The sequence below is a fragment of the Methanobrevibacter sp. genome (genome assembly GCF_017940815.1).
Classification (GTDB): Archaea; Methanobacteriota; Methanobacteria; order Methanobacteriales; family Methanobacteriaceae; genus Methanocatella.
Map to the genome: position 1 here is coordinate 1 of NZ_JAGAXX010000067.1, position 18,052 is coordinate 18,052.

Genomic DNA, 18,052 nt, shown 5'->3' on the forward strand with positions numbered 1-18,052 from the left:
AACCCAGAAAAAATAAAGAAATTATACAAGACCAAAAATGGAATTCTAACATTTTTAGACTTCCAAATGCAAAACTGGACACAAAATCACATAAAAATTAAATAAGCCTATAAAATTTTACAGACTCAAAAAAAGAAAAAAAGACATAGTTAATTTAACTATGCTTCCCAGTATAAGTCTTCATGGGATACTGTTTGATTTAAAATTCCTAAGTCAACTTCTAATTGTTGGAAAGTGTCCACATTAGCTTTGTAAGTGTCATTTAAACCGTAAATGAATGGGAAGCTTTCTAAGGAATCTGCTTCTGCATCTTCATTAGCAACAATATCTTTAGGTAATAATTTAACTACTTCGCTAGTGTTACCTGCTTCGATTTGTTTGTTGATGAATTTGGTTGCTTTTTCATGAATAGCCACAATGTCTTTTGTAGTGTTTTCATGGTTTTTGATGAAGTCTTCAGAAGCTACAACAACACAACATGGGTGTCCTGGCATGATTTCAGATGAGTCAACTAATTCAGTGATGTTGTCATCAGTTTCACCAAGGCTTACGTAAGGTTGGAAAGTAATAGCTGCAGGAAGGTTACCTGTTTTTAAAGCATCGTTAATGGATGGTACTTTCATTGCAGACTCGTTAATGTCATCTAATGATAAACTATTATTTTTCAAGTATGCTGAAAGCAATACATGTTGAATGGATGCTTCACCAGGGGTTGCAACAGTTTTACCAGCGAAATCCTTAGCTTCAGAAATTCCAGAATCAGCAGTTACAATAATTCCACTACCTTCAGTTTGAGCAGAAGAAATAATTTTCACAGGAACGCCAGAAGAGACTGATGATAATACAGGAGAGATTCCTACATAACCGACATCAACATCTCCACTTGCCATAGCGGTCATTAAATCTCCACCATTGTTAAATTGAACGAGTTCGGTGGAAATATTTTTTTCTTTGTATAAGTTTTGTGCGTCAGCAACAAATAATGCTGCGTCGTGATCAGATGGTAAGTAACCAATCTTCACTGTGTCGTCTCCTCCACCTAAAAAGTCGAAAAGACCTGCACTAGCTGAACCCATTACTAAACATGCAGCAAGGGCTAGCACTAAAATAAAAGTTATTTTTTTATTCATGATTTTCACCATTATTTATCTTTACAATATTAACATTTAAGAGATCTATTATATATACATTGCTTCTTAAAAGACAGTTAAATAGACTCTTAACAATTGTTATATTTCGAACCCCTAATGATTAATTTTAACAAATTAGTATATAAAGTTTTGCAACTGTACAAAAAAATTTACTTGCCCACTAATGCAATATTAACATATTTCTCATAATCTGAACGGTTGATGTGCTCTAAGTTTTCCAAATTGTTAATACTGGTTTTTTTGTTGTTTTTGGATAATTCCATATGTGCATTGATATACCCATCTTCCTTAATCAGTTCGAGCAACCTTTTACCATAGGTGATGTCAGGGTTTGCAATCCTGTTGAGCATCAGGTTCAATGTTTGCGGCTCATTGATTCCCAAAACTTCACACATGCCAAACATCTCATTGATTATATCAGCAGCCCACTCCTTAATGGTCACCTCTTCACCGTCCTTGATTAATCTCATTGATTCGACATATGCCCTTTCGGCAACGTTCTCCTCATTGGTTTTAGCCTCTTCCTGCCAAGCTTCATAGTCTGATTCGTCCTTAAGATACATGTAGATTAAAAATAAGTGCAGAAACTTCATGTCATGGCGAACAAGACCGCATTTGTAGAACGGATTTATGTCCAAGGTTCTCACTTCAATATATTCAATTCCATCATTATCCAATGAATTCAACAAATCTTTTGGGTCTTTAGGCTTTAACCTGATTTGAGTGTAAAGCTCCTTTGCTTCAGAGAGGTCCCCGTTATCAATGAACTTACGTACATCATTGGTGAACTCCTCAACTGAATTGTATGATGGATACAATTCTATTAAGTTCTTATATCCGCAGGATGCATTTCTAAATGAAGGTCCTCTGGTGGAATAATAGCTGCCATAGTCATCCTGAGCATCCATCAAGTGAATGCAGTCATTGGAAAATGTCTTGTGTGAACCTATTGAACAACCGGTAAGATAAATTATAAGCCAACAGTATCTAATGTAATTCCTGGCTATCTTGAGATAGACGCTGTTCTTGAATTCCTTAAATGACATTCCTGAGCCTTCAATTGCGTACAGCTTTTCCAAAAACTCATCACTGAAAGAAAAGTTGAAGTGAACTCCTGAAATCATCTGCTTTTTAACACCATATTTTTTGGCCAATTCCTCACGGTACCTTTGGGAGTCTTCCCCATCTTCAGAGTACTGGGCTATTGGAATCTGATCCCAATACGGTAGAATGCATGGAATTGACTGAAACCACAGGTATTCATCCTCAGGAAGGGACGCATTGACCAGATCAGACAATAAAGAAAAAGTATCGAATGCCTCATCTATGGTGTTGAATGTGGGAGTGATTATTTCAATCTGGCTTTCTGAAAAATCAGTAGTCACTACGGGATTTGTCAGTTTATCACCGAATATTGCAGGATGAGGAGTGAGTGACAATTGACCGTCCTCCTTTGCACGTAAACTTTCCCATTCAATTCCAAATGAACCAGCCAGAATTTCATCTGGAGATATCTTAGACAAATTTATTAATTTCATTTCCATCCCCACTTAAAAATAATATATAACTTTGTTATTTAAATAGTTATGTCCAATTTTCCGTAATCGTCAATCAATTTTTCAAGCTTGACTCCATTATGTATTGACTGAATCAAGTCCTTTCCAGGATTTGAATGATTCCTAATACGATCATATAATGGATTTAAGAATATCTCTTCACCCATTGCCCTTTCCTCAAGACCAGATGATGCTAAATCAACAATATCCCTGGACAACCTGCATATCTCATCTTTGTTGAATATTGCAGGAATTTCCTCCTGAATCAAAAGTTTTCTAAGTTCCCCTGCAGTGTATCCCTTATGATAAATCGCATGGTCATTGGCAATCAGCTCTTCCAGGTCCTCCAGCTTGTCCTTAAGTCCCAGATGAAATGCAGCAACACACATTGAATCCTTGATTGGCTGTGTGCATATGCTTCTGAACTCGACTGTTCCCCTAAATGTCAGGTTAATGAACTTGAATGGCCTGAGATATTTAATGTCCGAGATGCAGGGTTTGATGTCGATTTCCCTGTAATTTCCGTTGCAGTATATTTCCCCTTGAACATATTCCCTTGAAAAATAGTCCAAAAGGTTCATTGAAGGGAAGTTGATATATGCACCATCACGCATCACACAATAAATGTTCAATGACTCAAGATAAGCCTGAAGGTCATCAATGTCCCTCAAGTCCACATCATATCCACCAATGTTGTGAGGGTTGACCCCATGAGTGGAGTATTCCCATAGTGCATCCCTGAAGCAGGTCAAGTGCTTGTTTTCATCCAACAAAACGGAATTTGAAAACAGCAATGCCTTTATCGGCTCTATTTTTGAGAATACGTTTATTGTCCTGACAAGGTTTTCACGGGTCACGTCCAGCTGAACCTGTGAAGCGGATGAGAACATTCCGTATTCAGGATACTCATGAAAGTGCATCGGAACGTCCTTATAATTGCTATAGGACTTCAGGTGATGATAGAGCATCAGATACCTTTCGGAGGGAATCGGTTCGTTGATATTGTATTTCCTGTAAGGGTTAATTCCCATTCCAGTCAGGGTATGGTTGTACTCCTCAAATGATTCCTTCACAAATGAATAGTACTCGCAGAACCTGTCATTTATAGTGAATAAATCCTTTTCCTTGCCCATTGCAAATTCAATGTTGTTGTATGAGCAATCATAACAGACGATATCATCGGTTTTTGGATTTTTCAATGAGAACACGTTGCCGTCGTAGTCAATTCCATCAGTTTTAAAGTCTTGATAGTGATTTTGAAATTTTTCAGTAATCTTGTGAACAATGTCAAAATCCACTGCATTCTTGTCAAGATTTACAATTGGAATTTCAATCTCTATCCCTATGAAGTTCTTCTCCTGGTTTGTCGGTTTTATAAATTCATCATAAAGTTTGTTTCTGACTTGCTCGTTAGATATCATTGTTCTCATCCAGATTTAGTGTTTTTAAGAAATCCTGTATTGCCTTTTCATGGAATTCCGTTAATATAAATTCATTGTCATGCTCTTCACTTTCAAAAATGATGTTTCCATCAATCAATCCGAACAGCTTATTCAATTCAACCTCTTTCCAATTTTCATCACTATCCAATGGGGTTGAAGCCACCAAAAGGCCTTCGTCATTTTTAAGGTAGTATAGGGAATCCCTCATATTGGAGTGAATATAAGTCAGATCCCCATCATAAATCATCAAGTTAAGCTTGTTGTTTTTTGATAAGTCAGATATGATTTCAGTCAATAGATTAAAACGCTCCTTGATTGTTGATGGGGCGTTCTTGTCCTTTTCAAACTCATTGACCTTATCGATTATATATAAAAGTATCCTCTCTGAATCAGTGTCCCCATTCCCCTTTTCCTTATACTTGTCAAGTTCGGGATAGTCAAATATGGTTCCATTATGAATCAGCATCCATGACCTGTTATTGTCATCTGCCTCAATGAATGGGTGGCAGTTCGGAGAGACGATTTCACCCACAGTCGCCAGTCTGATATGAGCGAACACATTTTTTCCAACGATAGGGTTGGATAATATATTTTTTAAGTGTTGACTACATGCTGCTTTTATAGGTTCTTTTTGTATAATAAATTCATCGGATTGCATAGTTGCTAATCCCCATCCATGTGGATGTTCTTCAGAATGATTATAAAAGCACTCAAGACATTGATTTACTTGTTTAGGCGTATTAGAATTAAAACAAAAAATTTCACACATTTTATATTATCCTCCCATCATTGTTTATCACAATTGTTATATTGCAATAACATATGTTATATACCTCATAGTATATAAACATTTTTTAAAAATAAACCAAAAAAAAGAATAGAAAAAGTAGCTAATTAGCTACCTTCCCAGAAAATTTTATCTTCAGAAATAGGTTTCTTTAAAACACCTAAATCAACTTCTAAATCCATGAAATCCATTACATCCTGTTTATAACTTTCATTCAAACCGGATATGAATGGGAAACCAGCCATAGCTTGTTTTTCAACTTCAACATCACTAACGATATCTTTTGGTAAGAGTCCTGCAGCCTCATCAGGGTTCTTGTTGATGAAATCTGTTGCATTTTCATGAATGCTAATTACCTTTTGAGTCTCATTAGGGTGTTCTTCAATGAACTTGTCGGAAGCCACTACAACACAACATGGATGATTTGGCAAGATGTCTGCGGAATCAGTCAATACTTTAGCACCATTTTTCTCAGCAATGGAAACATATGGTTCAAAAGTAATCATACCGTCAATTTTGCCTGTTTTTAAAGCATCATTCATTGAAGGAACTTTCATAGCAGAAACCTTCAAGTCACTGATGGACATGCCATTTTGCTCCAAGTAATAGGTGAGCAGCATGTGTTGGATTGAAGCTTCACCAGGAGTTGCAATTTTCTTGCCTGCAAGGTCTGAAACTGAACTTATTCCAGAATCCTTAGCAACAACAATACCTGATCCTTCAGTTTGAGCAGCTGAAATCACTTTAACAGGAACACCTTTGGCAATGGATGACAATACAGGTGTGATACCAACATAACCCACATCAACATCACCACTAGCCATAGCAGTCATCAAGTCTCCACCGTTGTTAAATTGAACTAACTTGGTTTTGATTCCATTTGCTTGATATTGTCCTTGTGCATCTGCAACGAATAAAGCAGCATCGTGGTCAGAAGGCAAATAACCGATTGTCACTTCCTCGCCACCTCCTCCTAAAACGAAATATGCACCTATGGCAATAACAACAATTGCTATTATGATTGCAATAATTTTATTATCCATTTAATCACCAATATTAAATATATCTAAAAAATAATTAAAGGTTTTGATTATGGTTGCTGAAAAAATAACACAATGCATGAAACCCCATGGCGAGGAAGGTATTGAAACTATCAAAAACATGAACGAAAACCACAGAGATATTTCTGAATTTGCATTTGAATGCATAAACGTTGGCAATAACGATAAAATCATTGACATCGGCTGCGGAGGCGGAGTTAACATTGAGAAGTTTCTGAAGCTAACCGACAACAATGTTGATGGTCTGGACTACTCTGAAGTTTCTGTTGCAGAATCAATAAAAAGAAATCAAAATGCCGTATATGAAAAGAGATGTGAAGTAATGCAGGCAGATGTGAGCGACATGCCAATAGAAAACGAAATATATGATTTGGCAACTGCCTTTGAAACCATATACTTCTGGCCAGACATAGCAAACACATTCAAAGAGGTCTCAAGAATCCTCAAGCCAAACGGCCAGTTCATGATTGCACAGGGAACAGACGGCAACCATCCTGATGATGAAAAATGGCTAAGCACAGTAGAGGGAATGAGCGTCTATACTGCAGATGAATTGGAAAAATACCTTCTCAATGCAGGTTTTAATAGTGTAAAAAGCTTTAAAAAAGAAAATGATTATATTTTAGTAGTTATTGCACAAAAATAACTACTAATCAACCACCATAAATTATTTGAACCAACTTGATTTCATCACCATCATTGATTTGGCTTTCCTCAATTGTCAGCTCGCCGTTCTGCTTTGCAACAACGGTTTGAGCGGACAAGTCCAAGTCATTCAACAAGTCATTAATTGTATAGTTTTCATTCAAAGGTCTTGTTTCATCTATATCCTTAAATTTTAATTTGAATTCCATCATATCACCTAAATACTTTGATTAACTATCTTAGCTACTTTTTTAGCTATTGCAACAATTGTAAGAATTGGAGGTCTTCCCGGTGCCTCCGGAATGACGCTTGCATCGCATACATACAGCCCATTAATCTCAGACTCGAAATTGTTGTCAACGACCTCACCGACTGCAGCAGTTCCTCCAGGATGCGCCCCCTTAAGGGAGGTAGCCACAATAGAGTTCTCATCAACTCCCAATTTCAAAAGGATTTTTACAGCTTTTTCATATCCGTCCTTTATCATGTCAACGTCCACTTTTGTGAGAGTCTTTTCAATGTTGCCCTCCAGGTCAATTGTTCCGATACAGGTGTCTGCAAACTTAAGCATCAATCCGATTACATCATTTTCAGTTGCTTCAACTCCTTTCCTCTCCATTAGTGGAAGAAGCTGCATTGAGTAATGAGGAGATAAAAAGTACGGGCCGAATTCCGCTTTTACACCCATCATCAGCTCATTTTTAAGGTTTGCATCCTTAAGATATCCTCCAATTGTTGTGAAGATATCAAAAAACATTTGTCCACCCACATTCTTTATACCTGAATTTTTAAGAATGATTGGAGTGTTGATAGCACCTGCAGATACAATTACCCTTTTGGACTTGAATACATGCTTTTCATTGTTTTGGTTTATTCCGGCAACACCGACAACCTCCCCATTCTCGTGCAAGATCTCAAAGACATTGAATCCTTCAATAAGTTCTGCACCATATTCCACAGCCTCACTGACAAAATAGGTTCCGTCCCATTTTGCATCATAAACGCAGCCATTGACACATTTTCCGCAAAACCTGCATTTTTCAAAGTTGATGAATTTAGGCATCGGCTCGACGATGTATCCCAATTCATCGCCGGCATCGGCAATCAGTTGTGTGGAGTGTCCCCAAAGCTTTTTGGGAAAGTATGTGACGTTCAACTCACCACTAGCTTCCAAAAGCTCCTCAAATATATCAAGGTTTTTATCCTCAAACTGTTGCATGATTGAGTTGGTATAACATCCACTGCATGAAAAGCAGGCATTTCCTATTGAGGCAGTGGTTGTTCCTCCGATCTCCTCGATGTTTGTCAGTTCCAAGGGATATGTCAAGAACTCATAATCCCTCTTTTCCTCAGGGGACAAATTATTCTTCAAATCAATCTTTTTTGTTTTCATGTGCTTTACATAGCTTCCATCTCTTTGTTTACTGCCTTTTTCAAGTATCAGGACTTTTCTTCCAAGATGACTGAGGTCTTTTGCCACAGTTGATCCTCCGGCACCTGTTCCAATTACAATAGCATCGTAAATTTCTATACCTCCAGATAATATTAACAATTGTTATATAATTTTTTTATAATTTAAATATTTCCATTATAGTTACAAGAAATCTAAAAGAAATGACAATATGCATAAAATATGTTATATCAATGTCAAAGTTTATGAGATTATAATAAAATAATAAAATATTTATATATTGATAATCAAAGGATATTTGTGGAAAAAATAACTATTGTTATATAGTTAACATTTCGAAGGGATTCTAGATTTTTTCCATAAGATTCGTTTAATTAGGTCACAACTTGATTCAAGTAAAATTATAAAAATGTTATCTCCAAAATAACAGGTTGTGAGCAATAAAACGTGAGAGAATATAAAAACTCCTTAAAACACGTCAAATAAAAACCCATTAAAAACTCAAGAGCACCTCAACCAGGTGCTCTTAACTATATAAATTTTAGAGTACAAATTAAAACATGATACAATGAATTTAGAAGATAAAATTGATATTGTTAAAGATATCTTAAAAGATAAAAGAGTGGCTATCGGTTTTTCAGGCGGTGCGGATTCGACATTGATAGCTTACCTATCTTCAGAAGTTGCAGAAGATACCTTAGCAATTACAATTAACAATCATTTGCTGCCAAGCGGGTTTATTGAAAACACAAAAAGAGTTGCAGAATCCTTTGGAATAAAACATGAGATAATCGACATTAATTTTTATGATAATGAGTATTTCCTATCAAACGATTCTAAAAGATGCTACACTTGCCGCAACCTGATGTACAGTGAAATTCAAAAGCTCGCAAGTGAAAAGGGATTTGACTTTATCTGTGACGGCAACAACATCAGTGACCTGGTCATTGACAGGCCGGGAATTCTTGTAACCTACAAGAAAGGGTTCAAGACACCTTTCATTGAAGCAAAGCTAACCTCAAAAGAGATTCACGAATACTTGAATAAGAATGACATTCCATATTCAAGATCAACAACCTGCCTTGCAACCAGAATTCCGACAAATACGCAGACAACCGAAGAAAAGATAAATCGAATCAGCCATCTTGAGGACTACATACTATCAAATACAGACTGTGAAATCGTCAAGGTCAGGGACAACGACAAATTCGCAATAATCGAAGTCGATAACCTGAACGAAATTCTGAAAGATGATAAATTTAAGCAGATTCGTGATGAAACACTTGAAACCGGTTTTAGAAAGGTTGCATTGAATTTATCAGAGCTTGACGATGACGAGTTCATTGAAATTGAATATGAAAACGAATCATTTTCATACCAACTTCCATTTACAATAAACCTCGAGAATACAAAAGGCCAAATAGAAGACAAAATTATTAATGAAAGCGAAGATAAAATAGAATTAGATAATATTGCCATTAATCAAAATGGATTGATTGAAGGAAAGAATTTTAATACTTATGAAGATGCATTAAACAATTTTATGGACATCTTATCAAAATTAAGAAGAAATATAGGTGATTAACATGCCAACAAGATACATAGGTGACGGATACTGGGAAATAGCTTCCCGTCAAATGAGTATAGTAACCAGAAGTGAACAGGAAAGATTTAAAGATGCGAAAATCACAGTTATCGGCTGTGGCGGAATCGGTGGAGAAACCATCGAGATGCTTGCAAGAATGGGAATTGGAGAACTCGTTCTTGTTGATAAGGACGCATTTGACCTATCCAACCTAAACAGACAGACATTGGCATCAATTAAAGAATTGGGAATTGACAAAAGTGCAGTTGCCAAGGAAAAAGTCAGATTGATAAATCCATATGTTAAAGTGACCACATTCAATGAACATGTCGACCAGACCAATATCGACAAGATCATCGGAGATTCCGACATTGTCATAGATGCTCTCGACAATGTATTGACAAGAGTCATCGTGTCAAGAAAGGCAAAGGAAAAAGGCATTCCATACATCCACGGTGCAATCCATGGAACATTAGGACAGCTTACAGTATTCCTGCCAAACAGCGACAAGACATATGAGGAAATGTTCAACTTACCATCAATCGGCAAGGAATTGGATGATGAAACAATTGATGCATTAAAAAACGTGACCTCAGGAGTTCCTCCGGTTATCGGACCTACACCAAATTTAATTGGTTGTCTTGAGGCAATGGAAGCTTATAAAATAATTACTGGAGTCGGTAAGGTTACCGTTGCTCCAAAAATATTAACATTCGACTTATTGGATTTAGGTTCATTTTTCTTAGATGAACTCTAAATCATCTATTTTTTTAAATTTACTCTTTCTGGTGCGGTATATACTGTAAATCTGTTATCTCGCACAAAACCGACCATTGTGATGTTTCCCATCCTTGCAACATCAAGACCTGATGAAGCGGGAGCGGCATTTGAGATTATTATTGGAATTCCAACACGGATCACCTTAATCAACATGTCAGCAGGCATCCTTCCACTATATGAGATGTAGCATTTGCTGAAGTCATACCCTTCTTTTGAGGCGGCTCCAATCACCTTATCGACAGCAACGTGTCTGCTTACGTCTTCACGAATGATGATTTTATCCTCGAACTTGAGTTGTGCCACATGAACGCCAGCAGTTTTTTGCCAGATTTTTGCCTCATCGGTCAAATGTTTGATATCCTTGATTATTTGAGTTGCATCAACGGTTAAATCAGAATCATTAGGCTCGATGCTTTCCAGTTCTGAACGTATTCCTCCAGCATTGTCTGAATTGACACCCTGATACTCCAACAATCGGCATACACAGGCATGTTCACAGTTTCCTTTCCTCTCCTGAACTATGCCCTCCTGTTCCAGGTCTTCCTCAGGGTCATGTGTGAGTTTTGTTGTCACCAAGACATTAGTTCCGTCCAATCTGATGGATTCAATGTCAGAATAATCTTTTATCAAACCCTCCCCAAGACAGTATCCAATTGCAAAATCCTCCAAATCCTTAGGATAGGTTGAAAATTTTCTGGGAGGCAGATAATCGATAAACAGGTATGTGTATTCGTCATCAACGGTGTTTTCCTTGATTGTTATATATTCTCCATCTTTCCATTGAATTACATCGCTTTGTCTTATAAAATCCATTTTATCACTCTCAATTAAATATTAACAATTGTTATATTTAAATTTATATCTTTAAAAATTAAAGAAAAAATAAAAAAATGAGAGTTTTTCACTCCAATAATTCATTTAACGCTACAGTCAAATCATCAATGAAATTATCACGAGTGACATCATCCAATTCCAAAATGGACAAGTATGGATTCAAGTCTTCAAGTTCAACCAGCAGGAGTTCCCCTTCACGGGTGCGGCAGGCATCCACACGCTGAATTCCATAGCGAATACCATTCCATTTTATGAATTTCTCGGCAAATTCAATATCACTCTCGGTAAAGTCATATCGGTGAAGATCCCAACGCTTGCTCTTGTCTGGAGCGTACAATGCATATTCCAGCTTGTCATTGATGAAGTAAAATGACACTTCATACTCAAAGTCAATTGCCGGCTGGATTAACGTATTTGACAAATCCCTTTCAAAAATCTCATCTTTTGTCAGAAATTCCAGACCTATTGAGTCAGCACCGTCCTTCGGCTTTATGACATACCTTTCGCAATCGGGCAACAATCCCAAATCATCAATTGTATCAACTGTTGGAATTACAGGAAACTTCTCCAAGGTCAAATCCAAAAGATATTGCTTACCGCACATGTCCGCCTTGCCTGTGAACTCATTGAAAGTCTTGAGACCTTTTGATTTAACCCTATTGACAAAATCATCATAAACATCACTGAATCCGGTTACAGGGCCAGTGTTCCTGAATATTACCAAATCAACATCATCTTCAAAGCTTTCTGAGTTCTGAGGATGGCACAGCACCAAGTCAAAGGAGTCCTTTAACCTTTGTGTGATGTATAAATCCTCCTCATAGTAATTTCTGCCCTTGGCGGGATAATACAAATCAGTCATATACAATATCTTTTTCATGATATTACTTTGGATTTGATGAGTTAAATATCATTTGATTCAATTAGACAAACGCTTTGTTTTTTCCAATAGCAATTATTGCAGGTCTTGCACTCCGATTTGCCATGACCGTCCATTTTCCATTGGGTTAAAAATGCAGGGTCCTTAACGAATGGCCTTTGCATGGAAATGAAATCAATTCCCGTATTGTTAATCAAGTCGGTGATTTTATCCATGTCTGACCTTCCACCACCCAACACGACAGGAATGTCAACTTCACGAGCGACTTTATCAGCAAAATTCACCAGCATATCCTGATTTTGGCCTTTTCTGAAGTATTGAGGTGATAAAAACCTTGTAATCTGCAGGCTGTCCGCACCGTTTTCGGCAAGAATCTTACATATTTCTAATGAATCTTCCTCATCCTGATACAAATTGACCTTACAGTGCACATGCAAGCCAGTGATCTTTTTGATTAGCTTGATAATCTCCAAAACCATTCTTACACGATTAAAAGTGCTTCCACCATAATCATCCTGCCTTGTGTTCTCAAAAGGATCCATAACTCTTGAAAGATAGAAGTTGTTTCCAACACACAGCTCAACACCGTCAAAACCTGCAAATGAGATTTTCTTGGCAGCCATCACATAATCAGCCTGAATTGTTCTGATGTCCTCAAGAGTCAAGTCATTGACCTCCATCATCTGCTTGCCGTTGACGTTACAGTTCACAAAACCAATTTGAGCAAGAATTGGAACCCCATGTTCATGAACCAAATCAGTGATTTCCTTAAACTCCTTAATGAAAAATGGAGAATTGATGTAATGGGTATAATCGCTGAAGCGGTCATGTGTATACATTGAAATAAGCTCAGTTTCAATTAATCCAACGTTATTTCTTGCCAGTTTTTCGTAACGGTCATAAACATCCTGAGTCAAGTTTTTCTGAGAGTCAAATTGAGATTCCCACAAACCATTTCTTATTATTCTGCTTGAAACGGGAAGATTTCCAAATTTAGTGTTATCGAATATGCTTTTCATGGTTACATATTAGAAAAAAAGAATATAAAAAGGAGAAAGTAATTCAAGAGTTACTTAGACAACAATTCCCCAGCATATTAGATTAATTCCTTTTCCGCCAAATATTTTCCAGTTAAACTTTCTTCACAGGCAATGATATCCTCCAAACTGCCAGAAACCAAGACATCCCCACCATAATAATCATCATCGATTCCAATGTCAATGATGTAGTCTGCATTGGCGATCAAGTCAAGGTCATGTTCAATTACGATTACAGTAGCTCCCTTTTCAATTAAATGGTCAAACACGTCAATCAGAACTTTAACATCCAACGGATGAAGACCAATAGTCGGCTCATCAAAGATGAAGATTGAATTCTTTTGGGATTTTCCTATTTCAGATGCTAGCTTAAGCCTTTGAGCTTCCCCACCTGAAAGGCTTGGAGTCGCCTCACCTAAAGTCAGATATCCCAAACCCAAGTCGGACAATTTCTGAAGCTTACCAGTGACCTTTTTAAGTTCAAACAACTCTTCTAAAGCCTCATCAACGGTCAATGCCATCAAGTCAGCTATTGACAAACCGTTGTAGGTTATCTCCTCAACTTTCTTGTCATATCTCAAACCGCCACAATCAGGGCAGGTAATTTCAACGTCAGGCAGGAACTGAACATCCATAGAAACGCTTCCTGTTCCATTACAGGTATCGCACCTCAATTTTCCGGTATTGTATGAAAAGTCAGCCATCTTATACTCATCAGTCAGTTTGGCATATTCACGCCTTAAGTCATCCAAGACCTTTGAGTATGTCGCAACGGTACTTCTAACGTTCTTGCCTATTGGAACACTGTCAATCAAGTCAATCTTCTTGATTTCGTCACAGTCAATATCCATAACATCATCAGACAATTCTTCGCCATTAATGAAGGCCTTGACTGCAGGATAAAGTGCCTCCAAAAGAAGGGTTGTCTTACCGCTTCCGGAAACTCCTGTTACGGCAGTGAGTTTGCCTTTCGGTATCTGAACATCCATCGGCTTTACGTTGTGGATTTCATTGGTCTTGATTCCAATGAAACCGTTCTCAAAAGTTTCGCCGGACTTGTCCCTGATGATAATGTCTTCTGAATTTGTTAGGAATGGTCCGATTTGTGAAGAGGAATCATTCGTTATTTCATCAATTGACCCCTGTGCAATTATGTTTCCACCATCTGCACCTGCATGAGGGCCCATTTCAATCATGTAATCGGCAATGCTCAGGATTCTTGTGTCATGGTCAACCAATATTATAGAGTTTCCGTCATCAACAAGTCTTCTGATGACACTGATTAGACCATTGACGTTATCTGGATGCAGACCGATTGAAGGCTCGTCCAAGACATATAAAACTCCAGTGGTGTGGTTTCTCAATGTCTTTGCCAACTGCACACGCTGCAGTTCTCCGGTTGACAATGTGTTTGACGGCCGGTCAAGTGAGATATAGCTCAATCCCAAATCCAAAAGGATGTTTGCATTGTCCATGAACTCGTCTGAAATAGCTTCGGCCATTTCCCTTACCTCTGAAGGCAATTCGGAAATGACCTTTGGAATCCATGAAACCAAATCCTTAAGATTCATTTGGCAGGCCTCGGACAGGTTGATTCCGCCAAATAATGTTGAGTTTGCCCTTGAGTTGAGTCTTGTGCCGTGACAGTCACTGCAGACCTTGGTTGTCAGGAACTTGTTGATTTTTGTCAATCCCTTTTCGGTTTTGGCATTTTTCAAGGCTTCCTCAATTGCCTTATGAGCATTTCTGTACTCTGCATTCAGTTCAAATAGCTTTCCGTTTTTTGAAGGAATGTTGATGTATTTCTTGACTGCAGGACCATTGTAAACAATGTCTTTTTCCTCATCGGTCAAGTCCTTGAACGGAACGTCAAGCCTTACTCCAAGCTCTCCTGCAACATGATACATCCAGGAAATACCAAACTGATTCCATGCATCGACTGCACCCTCTTCAAGAGTTTTAGTTTCATCAGACACCAATTTAGACGAATCCACATCCCGGATAAATCCTGTTCCGCTGCATGTGGGACATGCGCCATCGGAATTGAATGCATATTCCTCAGCACCCAATCCATAAAACTCCTCACCACATTCGGGACATACTATTGGAATCTCACGGGCAACGTTAAGAGTAGGTTCCTGCATATGACCGTTAGGACAGAAGTAGTTTCCACATCTTGAATACAATAATCTGAGAGAGTTCAAAAGTTCTGTGGAAGTTCCGAATGTTGATCTGATGTTTGGAATGTTTGGCCTTTGGTGAAGGGCCAATGCCGCAGGAACATACTGAATCAAGTCAACCTGTGCCTTTTCAACCTGTGAAATCCTTCTACGGGTGTAGGTTGACAGTGCATCCAGATATCTTCTGGATCCTTCAGAATAAAGCACTCCCAATGCAAGGGAAGATTTGCCGCTTCCAGACACTCCGGAAACAGCTACAATCTTTCCAAGAGGAATGTCAACGTCAATATTTTTCAGATTGTGAACTTTCGCTCCACGAATGATTATCATATCTTGGTACATGGTTAAATATTGTAAAGTAAATTTAATAAAATTAATTAAAAAAAAATTATTTTATGGAAAATGTAATTACCACATCACCTGAACCCAAAGTGGTTTTCAGGTCATCAGCATTTTGTATCTTGCCCAATTTTGTATAGCTCCATGAATGGGAATCATAGAAAAGAGAGATTTGATTTCCCTGATAGAGCACAATATCTCCTGAAGAGGTACTTATCTGCTCATCGCTTGTTGGAAGTGAAAAGCCCAAATCACCCACCTTTTCAAAATTTCCATAATCCGTAGCGTTAATGGTAACGTTTCCTTTTTCCAAGGTTTTAATCAGCTCTTGTGTAGCGGAATTATTTTCCAATTGAACATCAAAAATTGTATCATTAATTTTAACCTTAATCATCATATTATCATCCGTATCCTGTGCATTGACGGCAAGAACTACAATAAAAGTCAATAAAATTGTCATTATTAATTTTTTAAATCCCATATTAATTATGAATTGTTTTTTAAGATTAAAATAGTTTAATGAAAATCAGTTATACGGCAAATATTACAACTCTTTTTTCATATAGATTACATCATCCATTGGATTGTTGTAATAGGCTTTGCATTCCTCAAAACCATGCTTCTTGTATAGTGAAATTGCTGATTTTAACGGCTTGATTGTATCCAAAAGCATCACTTCATAGCCATTACATTTTGCATGATTTAAAATCTCAGACACCAGGATATCCCCTAAATGTCGGCCCCTTGCTTCGGGTTTTACGTATAGCCTTTTCATTTCACATGTCTTGTCGTCATGCTTGTAATACGCAACCATTCCGAGGACTTCATCATCTTCTAATGCAACCAGAATTTCACCGTTTGGAGGAAGATATTTTCTTTTCAAGTCAATTAACTCATCATCAAGGTTTTGAAATGATAAATCCCTTCCCAAAAAAGCAGTGTAATCCAAAATAAGCTGTTTTACTTTAGGCAAGTAATCCTTACCATCACAAATCATCATGAAAATCAAAAAAATAGAAAAAAAAGAATTATAATAATTCTTTTCTTAGGTCAATAGTGTCTTTTAAGTCAGGCCCGGTTGAAATGATAGTTACAGGCACACCGGTTTCGGTTTGAATGTCTTCAATGAAAGCTTTTGTTTCAGCAGACAATAAGCTGTAGTCTTGCACACGTGCGCAATCGAACAATCTGTCGACACAAGTCAATGCTATTTGTGTTGCACCGTTTATTCTGCATGACTCTTTTGCAAGCTCCATGTCGAAGTAACCGATTCTTCTACGTCTTCCGGTCACTACACCATATTCCTCAAGACCTTTGCTTTCTGCTTCCTCTTGAGACATTTCTGTTGGGAATGGACCTTCTCCAACACGTGAAATGTAAGCTTTAAACACATTAATGACTTCATCTACTTTAGTTGGTCCTACACCTACATCTGCAGCGAATGTGGATGCGGTTGTGTCTTTACTGGTTACGAATGGATATGTTCCGTAGTAAAGGGATAGAGCGAAACCTTGTGATCCTTCAATGAATACGTCTTCACCATTGTCGATTGCTTCATTTACAGCAAGGGAAACATCTGTGATGTACTCTTCAAGTTCAGGAACATCCTTTGCCAAATCAATGGTTCTCAATACGCGGTCGGAGTTTGCAGGTCCGCAACCTGAACCGGTACTTCCAATCTTTTTAGCCAAATGTTCTGATTTGACATCCCTTTCCATGTGATCTTTTGAAATGATAGCACATCTAGGGTCAACACACATTCTCTCTTTTACATTATATTTCTTTAAGTTTTCAAATTCATTAAATAATACATCTGGATTTACTAAAACTCCAGCTCCAATCATGAGCTTAGCATCAGTATGTACAAAACCGGAAGGGGTTAATCTTAAACCATATTTCTCTCCATCGAACTCAACAGAGTGTCCTGCATTTGGTCCAACACCTGCACGAGCGATTATGTCTGGTTTATCATTGTCACATAGGTAAGTAATACATTTTCCTTTACCTTCATCACCCCATGCTCCACCAACTAAAATACTACAAGTCATCTAATAACTCCTTAAACATTAATTTTTGAAAATTGGTAAAATTTTCATAACAATAATATTATGTCATTTATTATTAAAAAGGTTTTTGAATAATATTCAAAACTTAAAATATTGTTAAAAATAACCCTGGCTTGAACCTCTCCAGCTTGTAGAAGCTGGAGATTCTTAGGCCATATCTATTGTTTTGTCAAGGCCTTTCCATTCGTAATAATATTCGAATTTTCCTTGACCAATAGGTATGAAATCTACTAAGCATAGCACCATTGAACCAGTGGCGCGTAGAGCTTCGTCTAAAATATTTTTTGCAGCATTAACA

Annotated in this window: 17 protein-coding genes; 3 read left to right on the forward strand and 14 right to left on the reverse strand. The window is 37.5% G+C overall.

Annotated features, from left to right (window positions below; all coding sequences use genetic code 11):
• Positions 1 to 158 precede the first annotated feature (158 nt).
• The 5 genes from ILA26_RS08215 to ILA26_RS08235 all read right to left on the reverse strand — a co-directional run bounded on the left by ILA26_RS08215 (position 159) and on the right by ILA26_RS08235 (position 5,979).
• Positions 159 to 1,130: an ABC transporter substrate-binding protein gene (locus ILA26_RS08215; RefSeq protein ID WP_292896200.1), complete on the reverse strand. Its 972-nt coding sequence runs from the start codon at positions 1,128 to 1,130 to the stop codon at positions 159 to 161.
• A gap of 170 nt (positions 1,131 to 1,300) precedes the next feature.
• On the reverse strand, positions 1,301 to 2,689 hold the full coding sequence (locus ILA26_RS08220) for a glutamate--cysteine ligase (protein ID WP_292896202.1): 1,389 nt from the start codon (positions 2,687 to 2,689) through the stop codon (positions 1,301 to 1,303).
• A 38-nt stretch (positions 2,690 to 2,727) separates the two neighbouring features.
• On the reverse strand, positions 2,728 to 4,128 hold the full coding sequence (locus ILA26_RS08225) for a hypothetical protein (RefSeq protein ID WP_292896204.1): 1,401 nt from the start codon (positions 4,126 to 4,128) through the stop codon (positions 2,728 to 2,730).
• Entirely contained in the window at positions 4,118 to 4,918 is an 801-nt protein-coding gene (locus ILA26_RS08230; RefSeq protein WP_292896206.1) for a class II glutamine amidotransferase, read from the reverse strand. The genes ILA26_RS08225 and ILA26_RS08230 overlap by 11 nt, the downstream gene beginning before the upstream one ends.
• Before the next feature lie 125 nt (positions 4,919 to 5,043).
• The gene (locus ILA26_RS08235; RefSeq protein WP_292896208.1) at positions 5,044 to 5,979 is read right to left on the reverse strand and encodes an ABC transporter substrate-binding protein; all 936 of its coding nucleotides are present in this window, start codon (positions 5,977 to 5,979) and stop codon (positions 5,044 to 5,046) included.
• A gap of 49 nt (positions 5,980 to 6,028) precedes the next feature.
• Between ILA26_RS08235 and ILA26_RS08240 the strand changes: the two genes are divergently transcribed.
• Positions 6,029 to 6,643, forward strand: coding sequence for a class I SAM-dependent methyltransferase (locus ILA26_RS08240; protein WP_292896210.1), 615 nt, complete (start codon positions 6,029 to 6,031; stop codon positions 6,641 to 6,643).
• Positions 6,644 to 6,650: 7 nt separating this feature from the next.
• Here ILA26_RS08240 and ILA26_RS08245 read toward each other — a convergent pair whose 3' ends face one another.
• Both ILA26_RS08245 and ILA26_RS08250 read right to left on the reverse strand, forming a co-directional pair.
• On the reverse strand, positions 6,651 to 6,851 hold the full coding sequence (locus ILA26_RS08245) for a MoaD/ThiS family protein (RefSeq protein ID WP_292896212.1): 201 nt from the start codon (positions 6,849 to 6,851) through the stop codon (positions 6,651 to 6,653).
• A gap of 8 nt (positions 6,852 to 6,859) precedes the next feature.
• On the reverse strand, positions 6,860 to 8,194 hold the full coding sequence (locus ILA26_RS08250; RefSeq protein WP_292896214.1) for a GMC family oxidoreductase N-terminal domain-containing protein: 1,335 nt from the start codon (positions 8,192 to 8,194) through the stop codon (positions 6,860 to 6,862).
• A gap of 427 nt (positions 8,195 to 8,621) precedes the next feature.
• On the opposite strand from ILA26_RS08250, the gene larE reads away from it, so the two are divergent.
• Both larE and ILA26_RS08260 read left to right on the forward strand, forming a co-directional pair.
• Complete coding sequence (gene larE / locus ILA26_RS08255; protein WP_292896216.1) at positions 8,622 to 9,638, forward strand: ATP-dependent sacrificial sulfur transferase LarE; 1,017 nt, start codon at positions 8,622 to 8,624, stop codon at positions 9,636 to 9,638.
• A 1-nt stretch (position 9,639) separates the two neighbouring features.
• On the forward strand, positions 9,640 to 10,395 hold the full coding sequence (locus ILA26_RS08260; RefSeq protein WP_292896218.1) for a HesA/MoeB/ThiF family protein: 756 nt from the start codon (positions 9,640 to 9,642) through the stop codon (positions 10,393 to 10,395).
• Between the two features lie 5 nt (positions 10,396 to 10,400).
• Here ILA26_RS08260 and fdhD read toward each other — a convergent pair whose 3' ends face one another.
• The 7 genes from fdhD to ILA26_RS08295 form a co-directional block, all read right to left on the reverse strand.
• Positions 10,401 to 11,231, reverse strand: a complete 831-nt coding sequence (gene fdhD / locus ILA26_RS08265; RefSeq protein ID WP_292896220.1) for a formate dehydrogenase accessory sulfurtransferase FdhD — start codon at positions 11,229 to 11,231, stop codon at positions 10,401 to 10,403.
• Positions 11,232 to 11,319: 88 nt separating this feature from the next.
• Positions 11,320 to 12,132, reverse strand: coding sequence for a hypothetical protein (locus tag ILA26_RS08270; RefSeq protein WP_292896222.1), 813 nt, complete (start codon positions 12,130 to 12,132; stop codon positions 11,320 to 11,322).
• A gap of 23 nt (positions 12,133 to 12,155) precedes the next feature.
• The gene (locus tag ILA26_RS08275) at positions 12,156 to 13,151 is read right to left on the reverse strand and encodes a tRNA-dihydrouridine synthase (RefSeq protein ID WP_292896224.1); all 996 of its coding nucleotides are present in this window, start codon (positions 13,149 to 13,151) and stop codon (positions 12,156 to 12,158) included.
• Between the two features lie 77 nt (positions 13,152 to 13,228).
• The gene (locus ILA26_RS08280) at positions 13,229 to 15,691 is read right to left on the reverse strand and encodes an ATP-binding cassette domain-containing protein (RefSeq protein ID WP_292896226.1); all 2,463 of its coding nucleotides are present in this window, start codon (positions 15,689 to 15,691) and stop codon (positions 13,229 to 13,231) included.
• A gap of 46 nt (positions 15,692 to 15,737) precedes the next feature.
• The gene (locus ILA26_RS08285; RefSeq protein WP_292896228.1) at positions 15,738 to 16,169 is read right to left on the reverse strand and encodes a cyclophilin-like fold protein; all 432 of its coding nucleotides are present in this window, start codon (positions 16,167 to 16,169) and stop codon (positions 15,738 to 15,740) included.
• A gap of 63 nt (positions 16,170 to 16,232) precedes the next feature.
• Positions 16,233 to 16,688, reverse strand: coding sequence for a GNAT family N-acetyltransferase (locus ILA26_RS08290; protein ID WP_292896230.1), 456 nt, complete (start codon positions 16,686 to 16,688; stop codon positions 16,233 to 16,235).
• A gap of 28 nt (positions 16,689 to 16,716) precedes the next feature.
• Positions 16,717 to 17,736, reverse strand: coding sequence for an adenylosuccinate synthetase (locus ILA26_RS08295; RefSeq protein WP_292896232.1), 1,020 nt, complete (start codon positions 17,734 to 17,736; stop codon positions 16,717 to 16,719).
• Positions 17,737 to 18,052: the final 316 nt, after the last annotated feature.

Excerpts from the sequence above, each read along its gene's own strand:
- ILA26_RS08290 (WP_292896230.1), bottom strand. The coding sequence starts at position 16,688 with ATGATGATTTGTGATGGTAAGGATTACTTGCCTAAAGTAAAACAGCTT.
- ILA26_RS08275 (WP_292896224.1), bottom strand. The coding sequence starts at position 13,151 with ATGAAAAGCATATTCGATAACACTAAATTTGGAAATCTTCCCGTTTCA.
- larE (WP_292896216.1), top strand. The coding sequence starts at position 8,622 with ATGAATTTAGAAGATAAAATTGATATTGTTAAAGATATCTTAAAAGAT.
- ILA26_RS08295 (WP_292896232.1), bottom strand. The coding sequence starts at position 17,736 with ATGACTTGTAGTATTTTAGTTGGTGGAGCATGGGGTGATGAAGGTAAA.
- ILA26_RS08270 (WP_292896222.1), bottom strand. The coding sequence starts at position 12,132 with ATGAAAAAGATATTGTATATGACTGATTTGTATTATCCCGCCAAGGGC.
- ILA26_RS08225 (WP_292896204.1), bottom strand. The coding sequence starts at position 4,128 with ATGATATCTAACGAGCAAGTCAGAAACAAACTTTATGATGAATTTATA.
- ILA26_RS08220 (WP_292896202.1), bottom strand. The coding sequence starts at position 2,689 with ATGAAATTAATAAATTTGTCTAAGATATCTCCAGATGAAATTCTGGCT.
- ILA26_RS08285 (WP_292896228.1), bottom strand. The coding sequence starts at position 16,169 with ATGGGATTTAAAAAATTAATAATGACAATTTTATTGACTTTTATTGTA.
- fdhD (WP_292896220.1), bottom strand. The coding sequence starts at position 11,231 with ATGGATTTTATAAGACAAAGCGATGTAATTCAATGGAAAGATGGAGAA.
- ILA26_RS08245 (WP_292896212.1), bottom strand. The coding sequence starts at position 6,851 with ATGGAATTCAAATTAAAATTTAAGGATATAGATGAAACAAGACCTTTG.
- ILA26_RS08215 (WP_292896200.1), bottom strand. The coding sequence starts at position 1,130 with ATGAATAAAAAAATAACTTTTATTTTAGTGCTAGCCCTTGCTGCATGT.
- ILA26_RS08230 (WP_292896206.1), bottom strand. The coding sequence starts at position 4,918 with ATGTGTGAAATTTTTTGTTTTAATTCTAATACGCCTAAACAAGTAAAT.
- ILA26_RS08260 (WP_292896218.1), top strand. The coding sequence starts at position 9,640 with ATGCCAACAAGATACATAGGTGACGGATACTGGGAAATAGCTTCCCGT.
- ILA26_RS08280 (WP_292896226.1), bottom strand. The coding sequence starts at position 15,691 with ATGTACCAAGATATGATAATCATTCGTGGAGCGAAAGTTCACAATCTG.
- ILA26_RS08240 (WP_292896210.1), top strand. The coding sequence starts at position 6,029 with ATGGTTGCTGAAAAAATAACACAATGCATGAAACCCCATGGCGAGGAA.
- ILA26_RS08235 (WP_292896208.1), bottom strand. The coding sequence starts at position 5,979 with ATGGATAATAAAATTATTGCAATCATAATAGCAATTGTTGTTATTGCC.